Origin of the sequence: Mesorhizobium sp. M7A.F.Ca.MR.148.00.0.0 (genome assembly GCF_003997735.1) — a bacterium.
GTDB lineage: Bacteria > Pseudomonadota > Alphaproteobacteria > Rhizobiales > Rhizobiaceae > Mesorhizobium.
Genome location: NZ_RZTB01000049.1, coordinates 16342 through 37575, shown reverse-complemented (window position 1 = coordinate 37575; position 21234 = coordinate 16342). Strand labels below are relative to the sequence as shown.

The 21234-nt window shown below is 61.0% G+C and carries 23 protein-coding genes; 11 read left to right on the top strand and 12 right to left on the bottom strand.

Annotated elements, in window-relative coordinates:
* The first annotated feature begins 90 nt into the window (after positions 1-90).
* Entirely contained in the window at positions 91-783 is a 693-nt protein-coding gene (locus tag EOB49_RS18915; RefSeq protein ID WP_127322397.1) for a DUF2270 domain-containing protein, read from the top strand.
* Positions 784-880: 97 nt separating this feature from the next.
* Here the strand turns inward: EOB49_RS18915 and EOB49_RS18910 are convergent, their stop codons facing one another.
* Entirely contained in the window at positions 881-1024 is a 144-nt protein-coding gene (locus tag EOB49_RS18910; protein WP_127271038.1) for a hypothetical protein, read from the bottom strand.
* 438 nt (positions 1025-1462) lie between these two features.
* Here EOB49_RS18910 and EOB49_RS18900 point away from each other — a divergent pair, with 438 nt between their 5' ends.
* The 3 genes from EOB49_RS18900 to EOB49_RS18890 all read left to right on the top strand — a co-directional run bounded on the left by EOB49_RS18900 (position 1463) and on the right by EOB49_RS18890 (position 3721).
* Positions 1463-1906: an SRPBCC family protein gene (locus EOB49_RS18900; protein WP_127272572.1), complete on the top strand. Its 444-nt coding sequence runs from the start codon at positions 1463-1465 to the stop codon at positions 1904-1906.
* A gap of 149 nt (positions 1907-2055) precedes the next feature.
* Positions 2056-3204, top strand: coding sequence for an amidohydrolase (locus tag EOB49_RS18895; RefSeq protein ID WP_127381879.1), 1149 nt, complete (start codon positions 2056-2058; stop codon positions 3202-3204).
* Positions 3205-3247: 43 nt separating this feature from the next.
* Positions 3248-3721 (top strand): VOC family protein, encoded by a 474-nt coding sequence (locus EOB49_RS18890; RefSeq protein WP_174800353.1) that lies wholly within the window; start codon positions 3248-3250, stop codon positions 3719-3721.
* Positions 3722-3741: 20 nt separating this feature from the next.
* On the opposite strand, the gene EOB49_RS18885 is transcribed toward EOB49_RS18890, so the two are convergent.
* The 3 genes from EOB49_RS18885 to EOB49_RS18875 form a co-directional block, all read right to left on the bottom strand.
* Entirely contained in the window at positions 3742-4743 is a 1002-nt protein-coding gene (locus tag EOB49_RS18885; protein ID WP_127381878.1) for an NADP-dependent oxidoreductase, read from the bottom strand.
* A gap of 59 nt (positions 4744-4802) precedes the next feature.
* Complete coding sequence (locus EOB49_RS18880) at positions 4803-5669, bottom strand: alpha/beta hydrolase (RefSeq protein WP_127381877.1); 867 nt, start codon at positions 5667-5669, stop codon at positions 4803-4805.
* Positions 5670-5754: 85 nt separating this feature from the next.
* Entirely contained in the window at positions 5755-6570 is an 816-nt protein-coding gene (locus tag EOB49_RS18875) for an oxidoreductase (RefSeq protein ID WP_127326518.1), read from the bottom strand.
* A gap of 103 nt (positions 6571-6673) precedes the next feature.
* On the opposite strand from EOB49_RS18875, the gene EOB49_RS18870 reads away from it, so the two are divergent.
* Positions 6674-7237 carry a TetR/AcrR family transcriptional regulator gene (locus EOB49_RS18870; RefSeq protein ID WP_127381876.1) on the top strand — a complete coding sequence of 188 codons (564 nt, stop codon included), beginning with the start codon at positions 6674-6676 and terminating at the stop codon, positions 7235-7237.
* A gap of 55 nt (positions 7238-7292) precedes the next feature.
* Here EOB49_RS18870 and EOB49_RS18865 read toward each other — a convergent pair whose 3' ends face one another.
* From EOB49_RS18865 to EOB49_RS18840, 6 genes are all read right to left on the bottom strand, one after another.
* Positions 7293-8924 carry an ABC transporter ATP-binding protein gene (locus tag EOB49_RS18865; RefSeq protein WP_127381875.1) on the bottom strand — a complete coding sequence of 544 codons (1632 nt, stop codon included), beginning with the start codon at positions 8922-8924 and terminating at the stop codon, positions 7293-7295.
* Positions 8914-9798 (bottom strand): ABC transporter permease, encoded by an 885-nt coding sequence (locus EOB49_RS18860; protein ID WP_127381874.1) that lies wholly within the window; start codon positions 9796-9798, stop codon positions 8914-8916. The genes EOB49_RS18865 and EOB49_RS18860 overlap by 11 nt, the downstream gene beginning before the upstream one ends.
* Positions 9795-10841, bottom strand: coding sequence for an ABC transporter permease (locus EOB49_RS18855; protein WP_127319354.1), 1047 nt, complete (start codon positions 10839-10841; stop codon positions 9795-9797). Before EOB49_RS18855 ends, EOB49_RS18860 begins: the two co-directional genes overlap by 4 nt.
* Before the next feature lie 88 nt (positions 10842-10929).
* Complete coding sequence (locus EOB49_RS18850; protein WP_127381873.1) at positions 10930-12537, bottom strand: ABC transporter substrate-binding protein; 1608 nt, start codon at positions 12535-12537, stop codon at positions 10930-10932.
* A 121-nt stretch (positions 12538-12658) separates the two neighbouring features.
* Positions 12659-13012: a Rieske (2Fe-2S) protein gene (locus tag EOB49_RS18845; RefSeq protein WP_023809364.1), complete on the bottom strand. Its 354-nt coding sequence runs from the start codon at positions 13010-13012 to the stop codon at positions 12659-12661.
* A gap of 11 nt (positions 13013-13023) precedes the next feature.
* Positions 13024-14106, bottom strand: a complete 1083-nt coding sequence (locus EOB49_RS18840; RefSeq protein WP_127381872.1) for an amidohydrolase family protein — start codon at positions 14104-14106, stop codon at positions 13024-13026.
* Positions 14107-14240: 134 nt separating this feature from the next.
* On the opposite strand from EOB49_RS18840, the gene EOB49_RS18835 reads away from it, so the two are divergent.
* Both EOB49_RS18835 and EOB49_RS18830 read left to right on the top strand, forming a co-directional pair.
* Complete coding sequence (locus EOB49_RS18835) at positions 14241-15098, top strand: LysR family transcriptional regulator (RefSeq protein ID WP_023809366.1); 858 nt, start codon at positions 14241-14243, stop codon at positions 15096-15098.
* 212 nt (positions 15099-15310) lie between these two features.
* Complete coding sequence (locus tag EOB49_RS18830; RefSeq protein WP_206526121.1) at positions 15311-16267, top strand: hybrid-cluster NAD(P)-dependent oxidoreductase; 957 nt, start codon at positions 15311-15313, stop codon at positions 16265-16267.
* 108 nt (positions 16268-16375) lie between these two features.
* Here the strand turns inward: EOB49_RS18830 and EOB49_RS18825 are convergent, their stop codons facing one another.
* Together EOB49_RS18825 and EOB49_RS18820 are read right to left on the bottom strand one after the other, a co-directional pair.
* A complete protein-coding gene (locus tag EOB49_RS18825) occupies positions 16376-16573 on the bottom strand; it encodes a hypothetical protein (protein ID WP_127381871.1) in 198 nt (65 codons plus the stop codon).
* Between the two features lie 118 nt (positions 16574-16691).
* Complete coding sequence (locus EOB49_RS18820) at positions 16692-16925, bottom strand: hypothetical protein (protein WP_127381870.1); 234 nt, start codon at positions 16923-16925, stop codon at positions 16692-16694.
* Positions 16926-17336: 411 nt separating this feature from the next.
* On the opposite strand from EOB49_RS18820, the gene EOB49_RS18815 reads away from it, so the two are divergent.
* From EOB49_RS18815 to EOB49_RS18800, 4 genes are read left to right on the top strand one after another with little or no spacing between them, the layout of a single operon-like run.
* A complete protein-coding gene (locus EOB49_RS18815) occupies positions 17337-18341 on the top strand; it encodes a substrate-binding domain-containing protein (protein ID WP_127381869.1) in 1005 nt (334 codons plus the stop codon).
* The gene (locus EOB49_RS18810; protein ID WP_127326512.1) at positions 18338-19339 is read left to right on the top strand and encodes an ABC transporter permease; all 1002 of its coding nucleotides are present in this window, start codon (positions 18338-18340) and stop codon (positions 19337-19339) included. The genes EOB49_RS18815 and EOB49_RS18810 overlap by 4 nt, the downstream gene beginning before the upstream one ends.
* On the top strand, positions 19336-20100 hold the full coding sequence (locus tag EOB49_RS18805; protein ID WP_127381868.1) for an ATP-binding cassette domain-containing protein: 765 nt from the start codon (positions 19336-19338) through the stop codon (positions 20098-20100). Before EOB49_RS18810 ends, EOB49_RS18805 begins: the two co-directional genes overlap by 4 nt.
* Before the next feature lie 38 nt (positions 20101-20138).
* Complete coding sequence (locus tag EOB49_RS18800; RefSeq protein WP_127381867.1) at positions 20139-21224, top strand: Gfo/Idh/MocA family oxidoreductase; 1086 nt, start codon at positions 20139-20141, stop codon at positions 21222-21224.
* Positions 21225-21234: the final 10 nt, after the last annotated feature.

Sequence of the window (21234 nt, the reverse complement as noted above, 5' to 3'; positions counted from 1 at the left end):
ATAGATCACGAGTGGCCGATGCCGCTCTTGCGTGACGCGTCTTGGAACGATGTTGCCGGCAAACTGTTCTGTTCCTTGCCGGAGGATGCCATGAACGACGCGTCGGCAAAGCCCGTTGGTCCCGTCCTTTCATCGGCGGAGCGCGTCAACACGCTATCCCATTTCCATCGCGCCGAGATCGCTCGCATGGCGGGATGGCGCGACCGGCTCGACCTGACGACCAACTGGGCAATCACGGTGGTGGCGGCGCTGCTTTCGGTATCGCTCTCGACGGCCAGTGCGCATCACGGCGTGCTGCTGTTCGCCATGCTGCTGATCCTGCTGCTGCTGTGGATCGAGGCGCGCCGCTATCGGTTCTTCGATTTCTATCGGGCGCGCGTACGCCAGTTCGAACGCCACTATTTCGCGCAGATCTTTTCCCCACAGCCCGACTTCGCCTCGGACTGGCTGCTCATCGTCGGCGAAGGCCTGCGCGCGCCGAAATTCCTGCTGTCGCAGCGCGTCGCGCTAGCCCGTCGGCTGCGGCGGAATTACATCTACCTGTTCCTGATCCTCTGGCTGGCCTGGGTGCTCAAGATATCCACACCCAGCCTTCAAACCGTGGGCGTCAGGACCGGCTTTGCCGGCTCGCTTCGCGAGGCCGTGGACAGCGCCGCCCTTGGCCCCGTTCCCGGTGTGGCGATCGTGGTTGTCGTGGCCGCATTCTATGTCGGGTTGCTTGCGATCGTCTTTTTCACGGCCGATGACGACGGCGAACTGTCCTTTGGCGAGGTGCATGTTTGACGTTTATGCCCGGCAACAAGCCGCTGCAATGCAAACGGCGGCCCGCGCGTTGAAATGGTCGGTCCGCCGAGACGTTTGGGAGCACGGAACTGCGCGCCTAGATGCCGAAGAACTGCTTGCCAACCATGTAGCCCAGTGCCGCTACGACCAGCGGAAACAGTGCCGGCGCGGCTTTGCCTAGAAGGGAGACCTGCAGGTCCTTCGCCGGCGTATGACGTGCATTGCCGAGATTCTTGGTCATTGCTTGCCTCGGGTTCGAAAGACTCATTAGCAAATGCTGATTAACAGCATGGCCGGATTAACGGCCTGATAGGAAATCAACTCTGATCAAATGCAAATTCTAATGATCGGCACATGGACGGCAAAGACGCGCTACCCTATTTCGCGGCGTTCGAAGCGTTGACCGGGACGCGCGGCCTTTCCCGCCAATCGGCAAAACCGCGCCTGAACAACAAGATGGCTCAGGAACCCGATTTAGCAGGTGAACGCCAGCTCCAGAGCCGGTGCAGTTCGCCCGCCGCCTCGCCCGAGCTTCGTGTTGATAGGCGCGGCATCGAACGGCATGCCCGCAGGGGAGGCAGGCCGCATCCCGTCAAAAAATTCGCAAACCAATGTCGGACTTGTTACGCCTCGTTCGTCCTTGGGGTATCGAACAGCCATTTATGAAAGGATCCAGCATATGCCCGGCACCGTACGTTTGCACCGCGTTCTGACGACCAGCCCGGAAAAGGTCTATCGCGCCTTCGTTGAAGCGGACGCGCTGGCCAAGTGGCTTCCGCCAAACGGCTTCACCTGCACGGTTCATAATTTCGAGGCAAAGGTCGGCGGCACGTTCAAGATGTCGTTCCGCAATTTCACCACGGGCGACAGCCATTCCTTCGGCGGCGAGTACCTCGAACTCGTCCCGGGCGAGCGCCTGCTCTACACCGACAGGTTCGACGATCCCAATCTGCCCGGCGAGATCCGGGTGACCGTGATCTTGAAAAAGGTGTCGGTCGGCACCGAAATCGACATCACCCAGGCCGGCATTCCGGACGTCATTCCGGTCGAGGCCTGCTATCTCGGCTGGCAAGAGTCGCTCAGAAATCTGGCAAAGCTCGTCGAACCCGAGATCAATCAATAGGCTGGGGGTGGGAGAACGGGGCGTTTCTGGCCTGCTGAAGCCTGAAACTTGGACTGTGGCGGGAACTGCCCTTTATCGCTAGCAATTCATCATCGACACCCCCTGTGACCGGACGTGTCAATGAAGAATGCAGCGGAGGCTGAAAAAGCATGACTCTCACAAACCGAGACATCGTCGAATTGACGGCGTGGCGGCGCCAGCTGCACCAGGCCCCGGAAATCTCGAATGAAGAGGAGAAGACGGCAAGGGAGGTCGTCGCCTTCCTCGCCGATACGGGGCCGGACAAGGTGCTGACACAGCTCGGCGGGCACGGCGTCGCAGCCATATATGACAGCGGCAAAACGGGGCCGACGGTGCTGTTCCGTTCGGAACTCGATGCCTTGCCTATCGAAGAACTTTCAGGCGTGCCGCATTCGTCGCGCGTGCCGGGCAAGTCGCATATGTGCGGCCATGACGGACACACCGCGATCCTGGCATCCCTCGGCCGTCAGTTGGGGCGCGAGAGGCCTGCAAGCGGCCGCGTCGTGCTGATGTTCCAGCCGGCGGAGGAAACCGGCAATGGCGCGGCAGGCGTCGTCGCCGATCCGCGCTTCGGCGAGATCGCGCCGGATTTCGCTTTCTCATTGCACAACCTGCCCGGCGTGCCGTTCGGCGAGGTGCGGCTCAAGGCCGGCGTGGTCAACTGTGCGTCACGCGGCATGCGCATCGTGCTGGAGGGCAAGACCGCCCATTCGTCTATGCCGGAGACCGGCATTTCGCCTATGCTGGCGATCAGTGAGCTGATGCCGGCGCTGCCGGCGCTCGGGCGCGGGACCTTCGCCGACGACGACTTCTCCATGCTGACGGTCACCCATGCCGCGATGGGCGAAGCCGTGTTCGGCATCTCGCCGGCTCACGCCGAGGTGTGGGCCACGCTGCGCACCCGGCGTGACGAGCGCATGGCAAACCTGTGCGCTGCTGCCGAAGCACTGGTCGCCAGGATCGCGGGCGAGCATCGCCTTTCCGTCCGCTGGGACTATCACGAGATCTTCGTCGCCAGCGTCAACGCGCCGGACGCGGTGGAGCATCTGCGGCGCGCACTTGATGAAGAGGGCGTCGCGCACGGCGAAGAAGCCCTGCCGATGCGCGCCTCTGAAGATTTCGGCCTGTTCGGCCACAGTGCCAAGTCGGCAATGTTCTTCCTCGGTGCAGGCGAGCGGCACCCTGCCTTGCACAATCCCGACTATGACTTTCCCGACGACCTGATCCCGATCGGGTCAAGGATCTTCATGCGCACGGCACGTAATTTGCTGGGCTGACCTCCGCCGACCCCAACACCGAAAGGAACACGCAATGCCAACGATGCCAAAGAACACGATTTGCCTCTGGTTCGACAAGGACGCCGAGGCTGCGGCTCGCTTCTACGCGGAGACCTTTCCCGATACCAGGGTGGGCGCCGTTCACCGTGCGCCGAGCGACTTTCCGTCCGGCAAGAAAGGCGACGTGTTGACGGTCGAATTTACCGTTGCCGGCATTCCCTGCATCGGATTGAACGGCGGCTCCACATTCAAGCAGAGCGAGGCCTTCTCGTTCCAGATCGCCACCGACGATCAGCAGGAAACCGACCGCTACTGGAACGCCATCGTCGGCAATGGCGGCCAGGAGAGCGCGTGCGGCTGGTGCAAGGACAAATGGGGCGTGTCCTGGCAAATCACGCCGCGCACGTTGACCGAGGCCATGGCGGCCGGCGGCGAGGAAGCCAAACGCGCCTTTGATGCAATGATGGAGATGACGAAGATCGACGTCGCGGCGATCGATGCAGCCCGGCGCGGCTGACCTCGATCGCAGCTGAGTTGCTATCGGACCTTGATGACGACCTTGCCCTTGGCGCGTCCTGTTTCGACATAGGCCAGCGCCTCGTTGGCCGCCTCGAAGGGAAAGACCCGATCGACGACCGGGCGGATCGCGCCGGCTTCGATGAGCGATGCGATCTTGCTCAACTGCTCGCCCTGCGCCCACATGAAGAGAAACGAGAACGTCACGCCACGGCGCTTGGCTCTCGCTCGAATACTGCGGCTCAGCAGGCGAAGCACCAGCTTCAGCACCATGTTCAGTCCTTTTTCCCTGGCGAAGTCGGGATCCGGTGGGCCGGAGATGGAGATGAGCTTGCCCCCCGGTTTCAGAACATTCAGTGACTTTTCAAGTGTCTTTGTGTCCTGGCTGTTCAAGACGACGTCGTAGCCCGACAGCACTTTTTCGAAATCGTCTTTCCTGTAGTCGACGATGACATCGGCGCCGAGCCCCTTGACCAGGCCGGCACTCGCCGCGCTGGCGGTGGTCGCAACGGTCGCGCCGAGATGCTTTGCCAGTTGGATGGCGAATGTCCCCACGCCGCCGGATCCGGCTTGAATGAAGACCTTCTGTCCCCTCTTCAGGTTGGCCCTTTCGATGAGCGCCTGCCAGGCGGTCAGGCCGACCAGCGGGATCGAGGCCGCCTCCTCCATGCTGAGGTTCCCGGGCTTCAGGGCCACGTCGGCTTCATCCATGGCTATGAACTCGGCGAACGTCCCGATCCGGCCATCGCGCGGCCGCGCATAGACGTCGTCGCCGAGTTTGAACTTGCGGACTTTCGATCCCACGCGGACAACCCTCCCGGCCACGTCGTGACCCAGGATGAACGGCCGGCGATAGGGCAGGATCAGCTTGAACTCTCCGGTTTTGACCTTGGAATCGAGCAGGTTCACCGCCGCGGCGTGGACCTCGACCAGGACATCGCTGTCCCCGAGTTTCGGCTCCGGCATTTCGGCCAGCCGCAGCGTGCCGTTCTTGCTGTATTTGTCGACGACGAATGCCTTCATGGCAGTGACTTTCTGAGAGATTGTTGATGTTCGGGACGAAAGCCGCCCGGTGAGAGGTGTCAGGCCTCGAGAAAGGCCAATGCTTTCGGAACGAAATCCGCGTGGTTCTGGAACACCCCGCCATGGCCGGCATCCGCATAGATCACCAATTGCGCCCCCGGAATGCGGCGGGCGAGATCGTGGGTATTGACGCTCGGCACCATCCTGTCGTGATCGCCATTTGCGATCAGCGCAGGGACGCGGATGGCGCTCAAATCTTGCGGCGCCTGTAGTCCATAAGCCTTCACCGCCCGGAGTTGCGCGCCGAACGCGCTAAGCGATATCGGCCTGTCGCGGTCGGCCTTGCGCTCTGTCAGCCGCTGCAGGAACGCCTTCGCAGCGCGGCGCCCGTTCACCGTTCTGGTGAAAAACAGATAGTATTTCGGATCCCGAAAAGTCAGCGCACCCTTGATCATGTCCACGATCGTCAGTGGCGTCATCTTGTCGATGCCTTGGCCGCCGGCCGGCCCGGTGCCGGCCAGGATGAGCTTGCGCACAAGCCTGGGCTCGGTCAGCACGATCTCCTGCGCCACGAAGCCGCCGAGTGAGAAACCGAAGAGATCGACTTGATCGAACCCCAGCGCCCGGACAAAGGCGACCGCATCCCGTGCCATCTCGGCGATGCGTGACGGCGTTTTGCCGCCTGAAGCACCAACGCCCCTGTTGTCGAAGGCAATCACCCACCGGGTCGCGGCGAGGCCATCGACGATGCGTGGATCGAAATTGTCCAGTTGAGCGCCGAGATGGTTCAGCAGGATTACCGGCACGCCCGTCCTTGGTCCGAGCTGCCGATAGACGAATGCCGTGCCGCCGACATCGACGGAGTGCGTTGGCGTGTCCTGGAACGATGCCCGTAAGTGGGGCGACCGCTTGAACCCATGTGTCATGCTTGGCACCTCCGCCTTGCGGGGGCTGGCCAATCGTGTTGTCGTTGCCAGTCGCATGTGCGTAAAATCCTCTGCTCGCTGTTGTTCAAACCGGCAGGCGGAACTGTTTGCGCAGGCTCTTGTCGAATATCCCCGCGGGAGCAAAGCGGCGCAGCAGGCTGACCTGGCGCGCTGCCTTGCCGGCGGTGTAGCGCCGTTGCGGACGGGCATCGGTCGCTGCTTTGACGACCACCTGCGCCACCACTTCGGGCCGATCGGCGACAGGCATCACATCGCGAAGCAGCGCTTCCAGCGTAGCTCGAGCCTGATCGTATTCCTGCAACGGCGAATCCGGTTGGATCCCGTTCTGGTCGAAGACAGTGCGAACGAATGCCGGCTCGATGACCGAGACGCGGATATTGAAGGCACGAACCTCGTGGTCGAGCGATTCCGAATAGCCCTCGAGCGCGTGCTTGACCGCCGAATAATGCGCTGAATACGGCGCCGGCACCAGTCCCAGCACAGAGCCGATATTGACGATGCGCCCCTCGCCACGCCGCCGCATCGACGGCAGCACCGCATTGGTCATGCGGATGACGCCGAACAGATTGACGTCGAACAAGGCCTGCACCTGTGCAATCGAGAATTCCTCGGCGCCTCCAAGCTGGCCGACGCCGGCATTGTTGACCAAGAGGTCGATCCGGCCGGTCTGCGACAGCACCGTCGAAACGAGTGCGGCAACGGCCTCACCGTCGGTCACGTCGCAAACCAGCATGGTCACCCCGTCCGGGCCGTTGTCGGCCTTGCGCCGGCTGGTTCCGAAGACGGTGAACCCCGCCTTTGCCAGAGCCTCGGCACTGGCGCGGCCAATGCCCGAAGAGGCTCCCGTCACAACAGCAATTTTTTTGGAATTCGCATTCATTTCGTGCTCCAAAATCATGAGGGCTAGCTTTTTTGCGCCCGTTGAATTACAGTCGTAATATCAGATTACACTCATAATGCAATAGCAGAAAGGAATAGCAGCCATGCGCTACGAAAAAGGCCGGAAGGACGCCTCGCGCGGACGGATCATGGAGGTCGCTGCGGAACGCTTTCGCGGCGACGGCATCGCCGCGTCCGGACTGGCGACCATCATGAGCGACGCCGGGCTGACGAACGGCGCCTTCTATCCGCACTTTCAATCCAAGGCGCAGCTTGTCCGCGAAAGCGTGGCGGCGGCGATGGAGCTTCAGGCGCAGCAACTGGCAGAAGCATTGGCTTCGGGCGTGGAGATGGCCATCGGCACGTATCTGTCGGCCGAGCACCGGGACAATCCCGGAAAGGGCTGCGCGTCAGCCGCGCTGCTGCCGGAGCTCGCCCGTCAGCCGCCTGAGACGCGTGAAGCCTATACAGACCACCTGCTGGCTTTGGTGCGCCAGTTGGCGCAAGCGCTACCGCAGGCCAAGGATCCGGAGGGCGTGGCGCTGGCTGTCTTCGCAACGCTCCTCGGCACGCTGCAAATGGCCCGCGCCGTGGGCGGAACGGAATTGTCCGATCGCATCCTCTCGGTGGGGAAACATGCGGCGAAGACGCTGATCGAGCAGCGTTAGCGCTCCAGGAAGCTGACAGTGAGGAACATGCCGGGCGCTGACGATAGCCGATCCGTCAGATCTTCCGGCTGGCCAGCAGCCTTGTCAGCCAGTCCGGATTCATTTCCGGAACAGAGGACAAAAGCCGTTCGGTATAGGCCGCGTGCGGTGGCGTGAGAACTTCGCTCTTCAATCCCTGCTCGACGACTTTGCCGCGGTGCATGACGACGATTTCGTCGGCTATCGCGCGCACGGTAGCAATGTCATGGGTAATGAAGATGTAGCTCATTCCGAGTTCACGTTGGAGACGTATGAGAAGCTTGAGAATTTCCTCTTGGACGATCTGGTCGAGCGCGGACGTGATCTCGTCGCAGATGATAAGCTCCGGATCGGCAGCCAACGCCCGGGCAATGCAGACGCGCTGTTTTTGGCCACCCGACAGCTCGCCAGGCAGGCGTTCCAGAAAATCTTCGCTCATCTCGACCATGTGCATGAGTTCGCCGATCCGGCGATCCCTCCGCGCGCCCTTAAGGCCGAGGTAGAATTCGAGCGGCCGAGCTATGACTTCTTCGACCGTTTGGCGCGGATTCAGGGCGTTGTCGGGCATCTGATAAATCATCTGTATGCGGCGCAGGACCTCTTTCGGCCGCGTCTTCAGGCTCGTGGAAAGAAGCTGGCCGGCAAAAGAAATCGAACCTGAAATTGGCGGCAAAAGGCCGGTGACGACTCGAGCGAGCGTCGATTTCCCCGAACCGGATTCGCCGACCACAGCCACGGTTCTTCCGCGCGGAACCTTGATGGAGACATCCTGGAGCACCTTGACCTTTCCTGCATAGGCCGCGGTAACGTTGTCTATCGTCAGCAGATAGTCATCGGCTGGAACTTCGGGCTTGGCGAGCTTGCGTACGGCCCAGAGCGTTTTTGTATATTCCTGGCTGGGCGAGGCCAGCATCTGGCGTGTGTCTGCTTCCTCCACGGTACGTCCGTGGCGCAGAACCATGATACGATCCGCCATTTGCGCCACCACCGCCAGGTCATGCGTCACGTAGATTGCAGCGGTGCTGAATTCCTCCACGATGTTGCGAATGGAAGCTAGAACTTCAACCTGCGTGGTCACGTCGAGCGCCGTTGTTGGCTCGTCGAATATTATGAGGTCCGGACGACAAGCCATTGCCATCGCTGTCATTGCCCGTTGCAACTGCCCGCCGGAGACCTGATGAGGATAACGAAAGCCTATGGTCTCCGGTTCTGGGAGTTGAAGGCGTCGATAAAGATCGACGGCGCTCCGGTTCGCCTCTTCCCGGCCGGCAATTCCATGCGCCACCGCGGTTTCGACGGTTTGTTCCAAGAGCCGATGTGCCGGATTGAAGGAGGCAGCCGCGCTTTGCGCGACATAGGCAATGCGGGAGCCCCTGAGGCGACGGCGCCCTTTTTCATTGACTGCCAGAAGATCAATCCCGTCGAACAGGACCGAGCCTTGCATGATCCGGCAGCCCGGCTTGGCATAACCCATTGCAGCAAGGCCAATGGTGGACTTGCCGGCGCCTGACTCTCCGATCAGCCCAAGAACCTGGCCCCGCTTCAGCGTCAGATGGACCCCGTGGACAATGGGATGCCACCGCTCATCCGAGAACCCCTCCACATGCAGATTGCGGATTTGAAGCAGATCCTTTCCTTTTTCGCGTGGGCCTGGACCGCTACTTTTCATCCCGCAACCCGCTTGTTGCTTGCAGGAACCAGTCCACAACGAAATTCACGGACACGGTAAGGAGAGCAATCGCGCAGGCCGGAAGTAGCGGGGTGACATCGCCGTAGGTGATCAGGGTCGCGTTCTCGCGCACCATTGATCCCCAATCGGCCGTCGGCGGCTGAATACCGACGCCGAGAAACGACAGCGCCGCGACTGTCAGGAACACGAAGCAGAATCGCAAGCCGAACTCGGCGACCAGTGGCGGCATGACATTGGGAAGGATTTCCTTGGCGATGATCCATTTCGGTCCCTCGCCGCGTAATCGTGCCACCTCGACATATTCCATCACCGCCACGTTAAGTCCGACGGCGCGAGAAAGCCGAAAGACCCGGGTGGAATCCAGAAGCGCAATGATGACAATCAGGCTCGTGATCGACGAGCCGAAGATCGTCAGCAGCACCAGCGCGAAGATCAGACTCGGGATTGACATCAGCACGTCCACTGCACGCGACAAGATCTGGTCGAGCCACCCCCTGTACAATGCGGCAAGAAGGCCGAGCGAGACGCCGACCGCGAAGGACAGCAACGTGGTCGCGACCGCGATAGCGATGGTATTGCGCGCACCGTAGATCAAGCGGGTGAGCATGTCGCGGCCGAGCTGATCGGTTCCCAATTTGAACTCCTGGCTCCACGGCGCGAAGGCTTCGCTGAAAACCTGCGTCTCGCCATATGGGGCTATCCAGTGCGCGAAGACCGCAACAAAGACGTAGCCGAGGATCACGACGATGCCGAACCATGCGCTGAACGGTGCCTTCTTCAGCGCAGTTTTCGCCCGGGTGGCACGCGAGCGCCTCAGCCTTTGAACCGCCGCGACAGATTCGGATCTAGTCATCGTGGGTGCAAGAGCCTGGGATTGGTGGCGATGGAAATAATGTCGGCTAGCAGGTTGAGAAGGATGTAAGTCGCGGCGAAAATCAGGGCGCAGGCCTGGACAACCGGAACATCCCTGGATTTCACCGCGTCAACCATCAGCTGGCCGATGCCGGGGTAGACGAAAACGACCTCGACCACGACCACTCCGACGATGAGATACGCCAGGTTGAACGCCACCACAGTGACGATCGGAGCCCAGGCATTGGGCAGGGCATGCCTCAGCACGATCACCATCGGGGACATTCCCTTGAGGCGCGCCATATCGATGTAGGGGCTTGCCAGCATGTTGATGATGGCCGCTCGGGTCATGCGCATCATGTGGGCCACGATTACCAGCGTAAGCGTGATTGCCGGCAGGGCGACTTTCCAGAGATGCTCCCAAAATGGCGTCTGATCGTTCACATTCGACAATGTCGGAAATTTGGGAACCGCATTGAGCGCCCAGTTCAGCGAGACAGTGAGCCAATGAGGCAGCGTTTGAGCGAAATCGGATCCGATGAACGTGTCGCGCGAGATCACCAGGTAGGCGAGCATATAGGCGACGAAAAATTCCGGGAATGAAATGGTTGTCAGTGTCGCGACATTCACCAGCCGGTCGAACCAGCCGTTGCGGTACAGCGCAGCCAGAATGCCAAGCCCCAAGGCCAGAGGAACAGCTATCAGCGCAGTCACCGCTGCAAGGAACATCGTGTTGTAGAGGCGTGGTGCGATGATCTCGGCCACGGTACGCCGATATCCGGTGCGGCTCGCAAACGAAGAGCCGAAATCGCCATGGAGCATCTGGGCGACCCAAACGAAGTAGCGCTCGACAGGCGGACGATCGATGCCGATTTCCCGCTGGAACGCGGCGACCGTTTCGGGCGTCGCCGATTGCCCGAGCGTGGCCTTGGCGAAGTCGCCTGGAAGCATCGCGATCGCAGAGAAGATAATGATGGACACGATGAACAAAGTGACCAGGCCGAGGCCAAGGCGCTGCAGGACCGTTCTTGCGACGGGGTTCATGTGCGTGGCGTTTCCCTTTGGGCGGCAGCCCTGCACTCGGAGCCAGCTGACCGGAGCCTCAAAACCATCGCGGCTCCGGCCCGCCATCTCATGCCGTGGCGATCCACCAGCGTTCGGCCATTTTCAGTCCATCGTTCTCCCAGTTGGGCGCCACATCGCCGTGTGCGAGCTTTTTGGATTGGGCGCTGACGAAATTGTTGAAGACCAGCACGATGCTGCCGCCGTCATCATGGGTTAACTGCTGCATCTCGGCATACATCGCCGCTCGCTTGACCTCGTCCGTCTCGGCGCGCGCCTGGACAAGCAGTTCGTTGAAATGGGGATTTTTCCAGAAGGACTCATTCCAACTGGAGTCGGCGGCGAAGGCTTGCGTGAACATCCAGTCGGCCGTCGCCCGACCGCTCCAATAGGAAGCGCACCAGGGTTTCTTCAGCCAGACATTGTCCCAATAAGCGTCCTCGGCCTCACGCACGACATTGACGTCGATGCCGCATTGGGCTGCCGTTTCGCGAATGAGCGAAGCCGCGTCCACGGCGCCGGCAAAAGCGGCATCGGCGACCGAGAGGTCCACCTTCAGGTTCTCCATTCCGGCCTTTTTCAGGTAATGCTTGGCTTTTTCCGGATCGAAGCTGTGTTGCGGTTGCGGATCCTTGGCGAATTTGATGGCCGGCGCGATCGGGTTGTCGTTGGCCACAGTGGCGTGGCCAAGAAAGATCTTGTCGACGATTTCTTGGCGATTGATCGCCCATTTCAATGCCATTCGCACGTCTGGATTATCAAATGGCGCCATCGTGACATTCATCGGCAAGGTATAGTGCCCATAACCAGTGACTTCGACGATCTCCACCTTGGGATTGCGTTTCAACATGCCGAGGGTCTTCAGGTCGGCGCGGCCGATATAGTCCACCTCCCCCGTGGACAGCGCCGCCATGCGAGCGGCAAGATCCGTGATGGCGATGAACTCCACCTCATCGAGATAGGGCTTGCCGTTCTTGAAGTAGTTTGGATTGCGCTTGAGCTTGGCCGAAACGCCGGGCTGGAAATTCTCGACGACGAAAGCACCGGTGCGAACGCCTGAAGCCCAATCCGCCTTGCCATCCTTGGCCGGCATGATGACCAGATGGTAGTCACTCATAATGTAAGGGAAATCGGCGTTGCCGCTCTTGAGCGTGAAAACCACCGTTTCCGGGCCATCCGCCTTGATGTCGGCGACGGAGTCCAACAGCGATTTCGCCGCCGATTTGGTGTCCTTGCCCATGTGATATTGCAAGGAGGTCACGACGTCATCCGCCGTCACGGTCTTGCCGTTGTGAAAGGTTGCGCCTTTGCGCAGCTTGAAGGCCCAGGTTTGGGCCCCATCCGAAGTTTCAAAGCTCTCGGCGAGGTCCGGTTGGACATTGCCTTTGGCGTCAACCTCAGTGAGGCTGTTGGACAGCGAGCCCGAAAATGCGGTTTGTGTGAACGTGTCGGGGTAGCCGGCCGGATCGATCGAATCCGTCGTCGCGCCATGAGCCATGCCGAGCTTGGCGAAGCCGCCCTGCATTGGTTCGGCCCGCGCCGTGCTCACGAACAGCCGGTCGGCGGCGGCAACGGTCAGGCCCGCGGCCAGCCCAAGATGAATGAAGTCGCGGCGGGAAACCTTGCCGCCTCCGATCAGGCTTTGCGCGATACCAAGCTTGTATTCAGATTCTGACATTTGACTCTCCCATTGCGGAATTCCCCGCGTTATTTCTCGTCAAGCACCGGCGAACAAATCTGCTTATCGGCTCCCGCCACCTTTCCTTCGAATTTTTCCAATCCCAATCGGCTTGCGCCAATCAGGCCGTCACGTAGATGCCGCCGGCTTCGACGGTGACTGGAAATGTGCGCGCGCGAACGGACGGATCGACCAAGGCCGCGCCTGACTTGATGTCGAACTCCCAGCCGTGCCAGGCGCATCGAACGATCTCGTTTTCGCGATGATAGATGAATTGCGCCTGTTCAACGGGCGCGGTTGTGCCGCATTGCGGCCCCTCGCAAAGCGGAGCGCCGCGGTGCGGACAGACATTCAGCAGCGCGTGGAATGAATCTCCGATGCGGAAAATCCCGACCGAAAGGCTGCGGATCTTGGCGATGAACGGAGACCCTGTTTCGATCTCGTCGACGCGGCAGATATATGTCTTCTCGGGCATCGTATGCTTCCTCAGGCGGCATTCGCGGCTTGCGCGCGGGGGATGCGTTTGTAGACTTCCAGCGCGTTCAGTCCCATGATCTTGCTCCTCCAGGCAGGAGGGATTTGCAGCGTGTTGGCATCGTCGTAATCCCAGTGCGGATAGTCCGATGCAAACATCAGCGTGTTTTCTCCGTCCATCGCTTCGAGCGTGGACCAGAGATGTTGGATGTTTGCAGGCTGCTCCAGCGGCTGCGTGGAAAAGCGGATGTTGCGCCGGCAATATTCAGACGGCAGCATCTTCAGCCATGGCGTCTCCTTGCGCAGCGCTTTGTAATCAGCGTCCAGGCGCCAAAGGACCGACGGAACCCAGGCCACGCCGCATTCGATGATCACGAAGTAGAGGTCCGGCCATTTCTCGAAGACGCCATGGGCGATCATGCTTGCCACGTGCGACATCGCCGACATGTGCAGAATGGCATGCGTTTCCCAGAAGAATGTTGTCGGGGCAGGAGCAATGGCAGTTGAATTCACGCCGCCATGCCCGCCCAGATGAATGGCGAATGGCAACCCCACTTCCGCGCAGGCTTCGTAGATCGGGTGGTAAAACGGGTCGCCATACGGCTTGACGGACCCCTGGGAGGCGAGAACCTGGACCATGCGCGGATGACTGCCAAGACGGCGAATCTCGGCGGCAGCGAGCTTCGGATCCTGTGGCGCGATGATGATCGAGCCCATGAAACGATCGTCTTTCGGCAACCACTGATCGATCTGATAATCGTTGTACGCGCTGACCAGAGCGCTGGCATAGTAAGGGTTAGCCAGGGTCGACGCCTCGATAGGCTCATCGCCGGTCAGGATCGCCACGTCGACTTTGTATTTGTCGAGGTGCTTCTCTTTCATGATGAGATAGTTGTCGGCTTCCGTTTTCGGACGGATGTCCTTGCGGGAGAAGTCCTGCGGGTGGAACCAGGGCCGATGGCCATGCGGAAAGGCGCCAACGGGACCTGTTTTCTCGCCCTCGATGAACATGTCTTTCCACAAGCCGGAGAGATAGGGCTCCAACACGGTGGCGCTTGACCAGTAATTATGACAGTCGCAGTCGACTATGAACACTTCTTCCGCTCCGTATCCGTATCTCGTCCCGGCGGCGCTGCCGGCCGTTGATCTGCTGCAGCTTCCGCCTTGAGTATTGTTTGATCAAGCTTATGATACGTGGAATATGATCGAGTTTTTCGATTGGAGATTTCATGCAACTTGATCACATCGAGACCTTTCTCGACATCATCGAATCGAGAAACTTCAATCGCACTGCCGATCGGCTAGGATTGACCCAGTCGACGATCAGCACCCGCATCAAGAACCTCGAGAGCGCAATCGGGTCCGAACTGTTCCAGCGCGGACGCGCCGGGGCGGAGCCGACCGCCGCAGGGCGCCGGTTCGAAGCTTATGCAAGATCCTTGCTGTCTACATGGTCGCAGGCTCGCCACGATGTCCGGGCGTTCAATCGTTTCGAAGGCACCTTGCGCGTCGCCGCGCAGGTCGGGATGACCCGCTCGGTTTTGCCGGGTTGGGTGGAGACGCTGTGTCAGGCTCTTCCCAAATCGTCGATCCATGTCGAGTCGGATTATTCAAACCAGATGGTCAGCGACCTGAGCATGGGAAATCTCGATATCGCAGTGCTTTACGCCCCGCGATACCTACCCGAAATCTCCTATGAGCATTTGATGGTTGAGGAATATGTGATGGTTTCCACGGTGGCCAGAACCCTCTCCGAGGTCGACCCCGAAACCTACATTCGTCCGGGCTATACAGTCCTGCTGGAGAAGGCCCATGCCGAATTGCTCGGCGAGTTGGCGATCTGTCGCCTTTCCATGGGATCGGAAACCTTGGCGGAGATGATGCTACGGCGCACGGGCGGCACCTGCTATATGAGAAGTGACGATGCGCGCAGGTTCGCCCTCGAACGCCCATCGTTCATCGTCGAAGGCGCTCCGACGCTGCATCAGCCGGTCCACACGGCCATCCTGGCGCGCCGCAAACACGAACCGATCATACGCAAGGGAATCCGCGCCCTTCACGTTGCCGTGATGTCACTGGATATGTAATCGAAATAATCGATCATAACTCGGGAGGGATGCTTCTGTTGCGGGGGGCCTGGAACTGGCATCTTGGGTTCGACTTCAAACCGAGATGAATGATGAACGCACACGTTTCCTTTGGGGCCCCCGACCTCCTGCCGATGAGGCATCATCGGCAATGGGCACAAACCACATCGCAGCTTGTACTCTGCCGTCGTGTAATCGAGGAAACGCCCGATGTGAAAACTTTCGTTTTCACATCCTCGACGGATCGGATGTTCTGCTTCAGCGCGGGCCAGTATGTGCTCGTGCACCTCAAGATCGAGGGTGCCGCGGTGACGCGCTCCTACTCTGTTTCGTCACCACCGACGCGACCGCTCGACCTGCAGATCACCGTGAAGCGAACACCGGGCGGCCTGGTTTCGAATTGGCTCCACGACAATTTGGGGGCGGGCGACGAGATCGAGATCGAAGGGCCGCTCGGCTCATTCAATCTCGATGACCTACCCTATGAAAAGCCGCTCTTCCTTTCGGGCGGCAGCGGGATAACGCCGGTGATGTCCATGCTGCGTGCGCTTACCGACCGCGCGGCCGACCAGGATATCTCATTCGTTCATAGTGCCAGAACGCCTGGTGATATAGTCTTTCGACGGGAATTGGACGCACTTGCCTCTCGCTTTCCCAACGTAAAAGTAACGTGCGTTTGTAGCCAGGAAGATCCCACCTGGAGGGGGCCGACTGGCAGAATAGACAGTCAGATGCTGCTGACCCTCGTTCCCGATCTCCACAACCGCACTATCTTTGCCTGTGGCCCTGAAGAGTACATGAAAGCCGCACGTGCCTGCCTGGATGCGATTGGCGTGACTCCGTCACGGTACCACCAGGAGAGCTTCGGCGGCGGCAGCAGCCCCCAGTTGGAACCGGCCCCGACAATACCATCTTCGGTCCGTTTCGTCCGCTCCGGGATCGTGCATAACTGCTTGCCCGGAGAGACGCTGCTGGAGGCGGCGCGCCAATGTGGCGTCTACGTCCCAACCGCCTGCCAGCAGGGAGTTTGCGGCACATGCCGCATCGCCAAGCTGTCCGGCGAAGTCGCCATGGAGGATCTCGGCGGGCTGGCCCCTGAAGAGAAGTCGGCCGGCTATGTCCTGGCATGCTGCAGCCACCCTCAGGGCGCGGTTTCGCTCGATCTTTAACCCCGGGTGCTTGGTTCAGCATTGAAGCCGGCGCAGTAAGTGTTGAACTGCCGGTGAAGGCGTTGCGGGCGTAGCGGACTGATGCGCATCGACCTCAGCCGATATTGCTCAGAAGTCGAGAACAACCATCATACCGCGGACTTCGGCCATTTCCAGCAGCAGGTCCTGCAGTCTGTCGTCCAGCGCGGCACCGGTCAGCGCCAGAAGCTCGGTGATGCTCTCTCTCATTGATATGACGGCGGCGCCTGTCTTCTCGGCGAGCAGCCGTCCGATGGCAGCCCGGATCAGCTCGTCCTGATCAGACATGCTTCACCTCCCGACGCACTGCAACCTCCCCTTGCTTTCCATGCCTCACCGCCGCTTTCGACAACAGGGCGTGATTTCCCATACGGTATGTTTTTAATGCGATCCCGGGCGGCTTTGCTCACGCCAGCAGATCGTCTTTATCGACCTGCCAGTCGTTCAAAGCCGCCAATGAAGGCAGCGGCGAAAAATGGCCGGGTTGGACCGTTTCAACCGCTGCAAGCAGTTCCTGCGGCACTTCGTGCCGATAAAGCTGGGTGCATACGCCCCCTTCGACCATTGCCGGCAATTCCGTTATCGCGTCGAAAATCGAAAATGTACCCGTTGGTTCTTCCAGGATCTCTAAACGCCTCACCCGAAACCTCCCTCTTGCGCAAAAGTAGCGACTAACGCGGCTATCCCCAAGTGGTTCCCCAGGCCGGCACATTTTTTCGCGCCTTGGTTGTAGCGCATGCCGGCAGGGCAGTCATGCCCCCAGGGTGCATAGCCAAAATCGCTACGCACCACTTTTAAATCTTGACGCGTGTCAATTTTTTATAAAACATGCGCAAATGCCGGATTGGCATCGGCCGGCGCTCTGGGAGGAGCAATGCCTGACATCGAAAAGTGCCCGACCTGGGCTGCAGTCCGCACATTCCAAAGCGGGCAGCAATCTGTTGGCGAACATCGCGCCAGGCGCCGGGGTCGCTTGCGCGCCGTCTAACATTGCAGTCACCGGACAGCGACATTGATGCAGCCCATAAAACAATCAGGAGGAGGAAAAACCATGCGTATGTTCAATTGCCTGAAGCTTGGCACGAACCTGCTTGGCGCAGGCATGCTTGCAGCCATCGTCGCAGCGCCCGCCCATGCCGAGGATACGGCGAAAGTCGCGGCCATCGTCAAAGGCCTCGACAATCCGTTCTTCCAGACCATGCAGAAGGGCATCGAGGAACAGGCCAAGGCAAACGGCGTGAATGTCAGCGTCCAGGCCGCCGCCAATATGGGTGACGCCACCGGCCAGGCCGACCGCCTGACCGCCATGGCCATGCAGGATTTCGATTGCTACCTGGTCAACCCGATCAGCGTCTCCAATCTCGTCCAGGCGCTGGTGCCGGTCGCCCAGAAGAAGAAGCCGATCGTCAACATCGACTCGACCATAGACCCCGAACAGGCCAAGGCCGCCGGCTTTGCCGTCTCGACCTATATCGGCACCGACAATGTCGCCGCCGGCGCGCTAGCCGGCGAAGAGATGCTGAAGCTGGTGCCGAAGGGCTCCAAGGTCGCGCTGGTCGCCGGCATCATCGGCGATGTCGGCTCCAACGCCCGCATCAAGGGCTTCAAGCAGGCGGTGGAAGGCAAACTCGACATCGTGGTGATGGTCAGCGCCGACTGGGATCGCGAAAAGGCGCTGACCGCCGCCACCGATATTCTCGCCGCGCACCCGGATCTCGCCGGCTTCTTCGCCGCCAACGACATCATGGCGCTCGGCGTCGAGCGCGCCGTGCGGACCTCGGGCAAGGACGTCAAGGTGATCGGCCTCGACGGCATCGTCGACGCGCTCAAGTCGATTGCGGCAGGCGAACTCACCGCCACCGTCGCCCAATATCCCTATGTTGTCGGCGCCATGGGCCTCGAGGCCTGTGCAGTGGCCGCCAAGGGCAAGGAACTGCCGGCCAACGTGCCGGCGCCGGTGCTGTTGATCAACAAGGACAATGCCGAAGCCTCGCTGAAGAACTTCCCGCGGCCCGGCGGCGACTATCCCGATCCCTTCCGCGAGATGCTGAAGTGAGCACACCAGCAGACAACGCACCCGCCGCCCATTCGGCGGGTGCTGAGGAGAGCCGTCCCTCCCTGGCGGCTCTCCTCCTCGATCCGTCCTTCTGGGCCGACTGGGCATCCGTCGTCGGCCTGGTCGGCCTCGTCATCGTCTTCGGCATCGCCCAACCGGTCTTTCTCAGCGTCGCCAATCTGCAGGCGCTGTTGCTGGCGGCTGCGATCCTGGTGGTGCTGTCGATCGGCCAGACCTTCGTCATCGCCACCTCGGGCATCGACCTGTCGCTGGCGGCAGCGGTCATGCTCGGCGCCATCATCCTCGGCCTCGTCAACGCCGCCGGCTACGGCATCTTCATCGCCTGCGTGCTCGCGGTTCTCGCCACCAGCGCCGTCGGCTTTCTTAACGGGCTGATCATCACGGCAGGCAAGATCCCCGACTTCGTGGTGACGCTCGGCACGCTGTCGGGCATCACCGGCCTTGGCCTCATCCTGTCGGGCGGCGAACCGACCATGGTCGGCTCGACCTTCCTGCTCAGGCTCGCTTCCGGCTCGCTCGGACCGTTCGGTTATCCGGTCTGGGTAGCGATCGCAGCCGTCATCGTCGCGCATATCGCACTCTACCACACACGCTTCGGCGTGCATCTGCTGGCGACCGGCGGCCAGACCGAAAGTGCCGGCGCGCTCGGCATCCGCACCAACCGGGTCAAGATTGCCGCCTATACAGTCTCGGGCTTCTGCGCCGGCATCGCGGCCATTCTTCTGGTCGCCCGCATCGGCTCGGCCGAACCGCAGATCAACACCAGCCTGCTCTTGAACTCGGTGGCGGCGGTGGTGCTGGGCGGCGTCAGCCTGTTCGGCGGCCGCGCCAGCATTCTGGGACCGGCGATCGGCGCGCTGATGCTCACAGCACTCGTCAACGGCCTGACCTTGCTCAACGTCTCAGCCTTCTACCAACCGCTTGCCGTGGGCGCCATCGTGGTGCTGGCGGCGCTGATCATGCGATATCAGAAATGAGCGCGCTCCATCACATCCCCGCCGCTGAGGCGATCATCGCCTGCGAAGGACTGAGCAAGCATTTCGGCGGCATCCGCGCCTTCACCGACGTCGCCTTCCAGGCCCGTCGCGGCGAGGTGACCGCCGTCATCGGCGACAATGGCGCCGGCAAGTCGACGCTGATCCGCAGCCTGGTCGGCGTGCATCAGCCGGACACCGGCAATTTGTTCTTCGACGGCCGGGCGCGGCCCTTCGCCAACCCCGACGAGGCACGCAAGGCCGGCATCGAGACCGTGCATCAGAACCTGGCGCTGATCGACGAACTGACGGTCGCGCAGAACCTGTTCCTCAACCGCGAGATCGTGCGTCGCATCGGGCCGTTCGCTTTCCTCGATCGCAAGGCGATGAAGCGCGAGGCCCGTTCCATGCTGTCGCGGCTGTCGATCAACGTGCCGTCGATCAACCAGCGTGTGCGGCGCTTGTCGGGCGGCCAGCGGCAGGCGATCTCGATCTGCCGCGCTGTCGGCTCCGGCGCCAAGCTGGTGGTGATGGACGAACCGACGGCAGCACTCGGCGTGCAGGAGACCGCCAATGTCGAGGCTCTGATCCGGCGCCTGCGCGAGCAATCCGTCAGCGTCATCCTGGTCAGCCACAATTTCGATCAGGTCCGCCGCATGTCCGACCAGATCTGGGTGATGCGGGCGGGAAAGATGGCAGCGACGGTGCGCGCTTCCGAAATGTCCGGCAACGAGCTCGTCGCGCTGGTCACCGGCGCGGCATAGTCCTGCAGCATCAGACTTGAAATCAAGGGAGTTCGCCTGTGGCACCAATTCGTGTCGGACTGATAGGTCTTGGAGAGGTCGCGCAGTCGATCCATCTGCCTGTGCTGGGCGATCAGCGCGACCGCTGGGTGATCGCGGGCGTGTACGACGTGTCGCCCAGCCTGGTGGCACTCGTCACCTCCGAATTTGCGACGGCAAAGGCCTTCGACACGGCCGAGGCGCTGATTAATTCGCCCGACATCGACGCGGTGTTCGTGCTGTCATCCGACGACACCCACAGCCGCTTCGTGCGGGCGGCGATTGCTGCCAACAAACATATCCTGCTGGAAAAGCCCGCCTGCCTGACGGTGCGCGAGATAGACGATCTTCTGGCACTGATGCCGGGCTACGACAAGACCCTGTTCGTCGGCTATATGCGCCGCTACGCGCCGGCCTATCTGGCGGCCAGGGACGAACTGCCGGCATACGCCGACATCACCCATGTCCGAATCTTCGACCTGATCTCGGAAGGCCGGCACTTTCTCAAGAAGAGCCAGAACGTCCTCTATCCCAACGATATAGACCCTACCCTGCTGGCGCGTGGCGCAAGCGAACGCGACGCGCTGATCCGCGAGGTGGTCGGCGCCGACGCGCCGACCGATCTGGTGCGCGCCTATCGCGGCCTGACGGCGCTTTCCTCACATCACATTTCAGCGATGCGCGGGCTGATCGGCGAGCCGGCGCGCGTGCTGGCCGCGCACCGCACCAATGGAGGCGCCAACACATCAGTCACCTTCGACTACGGCCATTTCGCTTGTCTCTACGACGCGGTGGTCGACGATCTCGGCCTGTTCGACGCCATGATCGAGGTGCGCTCGAACACCAGGCGTGTGCGCATTCTCTACGACACGCCCTACATCCGCAGCCTGCCGACGCGGCTGGAGGTCACTGATGCCGGCCCGCTCGGCCCGGTGACGAAAACCTTCGGGCCTCTCTACGGCGATGCTTTCTCGAATGAACTCGAGATTTTCCACCGCCACATCACCGAAGGCACAAAGCCTCTGACCAACCTCGCCGATTCACGCCGCGACCTGGCGCTGATGGCCGAGATCATCGAGCGGATGAAGGAGAGTGGCGGGCGCTGAGGCGACGCCT

What these genes read in the sequence shown, in the direction of transcription:
- EOB49_RS18915 (WP_127322397.1), top strand. Translation starts at nt 91, where the DNA reads ATGAACGACGCGTCGGCAAAGCCCGTTGGTCCCGTCCTTTCATCGGCG.
- EOB49_RS18910 (WP_127271038.1), bottom strand. Translation starts at nt 1,024, where the DNA reads ATGACCAAGAATCTCGGCAATGCACGTCATACGCCGGCGAAGGACCTG.
- EOB49_RS18900 (WP_127272572.1), top strand. Translation starts at nt 1,463, where the DNA reads ATGCCCGGCACCGTACGTTTGCACCGCGTTCTGACGACCAGCCCGGAA.
- EOB49_RS18895 (WP_127381879.1), top strand. Translation starts at nt 2,056, where the DNA reads ATGACTCTCACAAACCGAGACATCGTCGAATTGACGGCGTGGCGGCGC.
- EOB49_RS18890 (WP_174800353.1), top strand. Translation starts at nt 3,248, where the DNA reads ATGCCAAAGAACACGATTTGCCTCTGGTTCGACAAGGACGCCGAGGCT.
- EOB49_RS18885 (WP_127381878.1), bottom strand. Translation starts at nt 4,743, where the DNA reads ATGAAGGCATTCGTCGTCGACAAATACAGCAAGAACGGCACGCTGCGG.
- EOB49_RS18880 (WP_127381877.1), bottom strand. Translation starts at nt 5,669, where the DNA reads ATGACACATGGGTTCAAGCGGTCGCCCCACTTACGGGCATCGTTCCAG.
- EOB49_RS18875 (WP_127326518.1), bottom strand. Translation starts at nt 6,570, where the DNA reads ATGAATGCGAATTCCAAAAAAATTGCTGTTGTGACGGGAGCCTCTTCG.
- EOB49_RS18870 (WP_127381876.1), top strand. Translation starts at nt 6,674, where the DNA reads ATGCGCTACGAAAAAGGCCGGAAGGACGCCTCGCGCGGACGGATCATG.
- EOB49_RS18865 (WP_127381875.1), bottom strand. Translation starts at nt 8,924, where the DNA reads ATGAAAAGTAGCGGTCCAGGCCCACGCGAAAAAGGAAAGGATCTGCTT.
- EOB49_RS18860 (WP_127381874.1), bottom strand. Translation starts at nt 9,798, where the DNA reads ATGACTAGATCCGAATCTGTCGCGGCGGTTCAAAGGCTGAGGCGCTCG.
- EOB49_RS18855 (WP_127319354.1), bottom strand. Translation starts at nt 10,841, where the DNA reads ATGAACCCCGTCGCAAGAACGGTCCTGCAGCGCCTTGGCCTCGGCCTG.
- EOB49_RS18850 (WP_127381873.1), bottom strand. Translation starts at nt 12,537, where the DNA reads ATGTCAGAATCTGAATACAAGCTTGGTATCGCGCAAAGCCTGATCGGA.
- EOB49_RS18845 (WP_023809364.1), bottom strand. Translation starts at nt 13,012, where the DNA reads ATGCCCGAGAAGACATATATCTGCCGCGTCGACGAGATCGAAACAGGG.
- EOB49_RS18835 (WP_023809366.1), top strand. Translation starts at nt 14,241, where the DNA reads ATGCAACTTGATCACATCGAGACCTTTCTCGACATCATCGAATCGAGA.
- EOB49_RS18825 (WP_127381871.1), bottom strand. Translation starts at nt 16,573, where the DNA reads ATGTCTGATCAGGACGAGCTGATCCGGGCTGCCATCGGACGGCTGCTC.
- EOB49_RS18815 (WP_127381869.1), top strand. Translation starts at nt 17,337, where the DNA reads ATGCGTATGTTCAATTGCCTGAAGCTTGGCACGAACCTGCTTGGCGCA.
- EOB49_RS18805 (WP_127381868.1), top strand. Translation starts at nt 19,336, where the DNA reads ATGAGCGCGCTCCATCACATCCCCGCCGCTGAGGCGATCATCGCCTGC.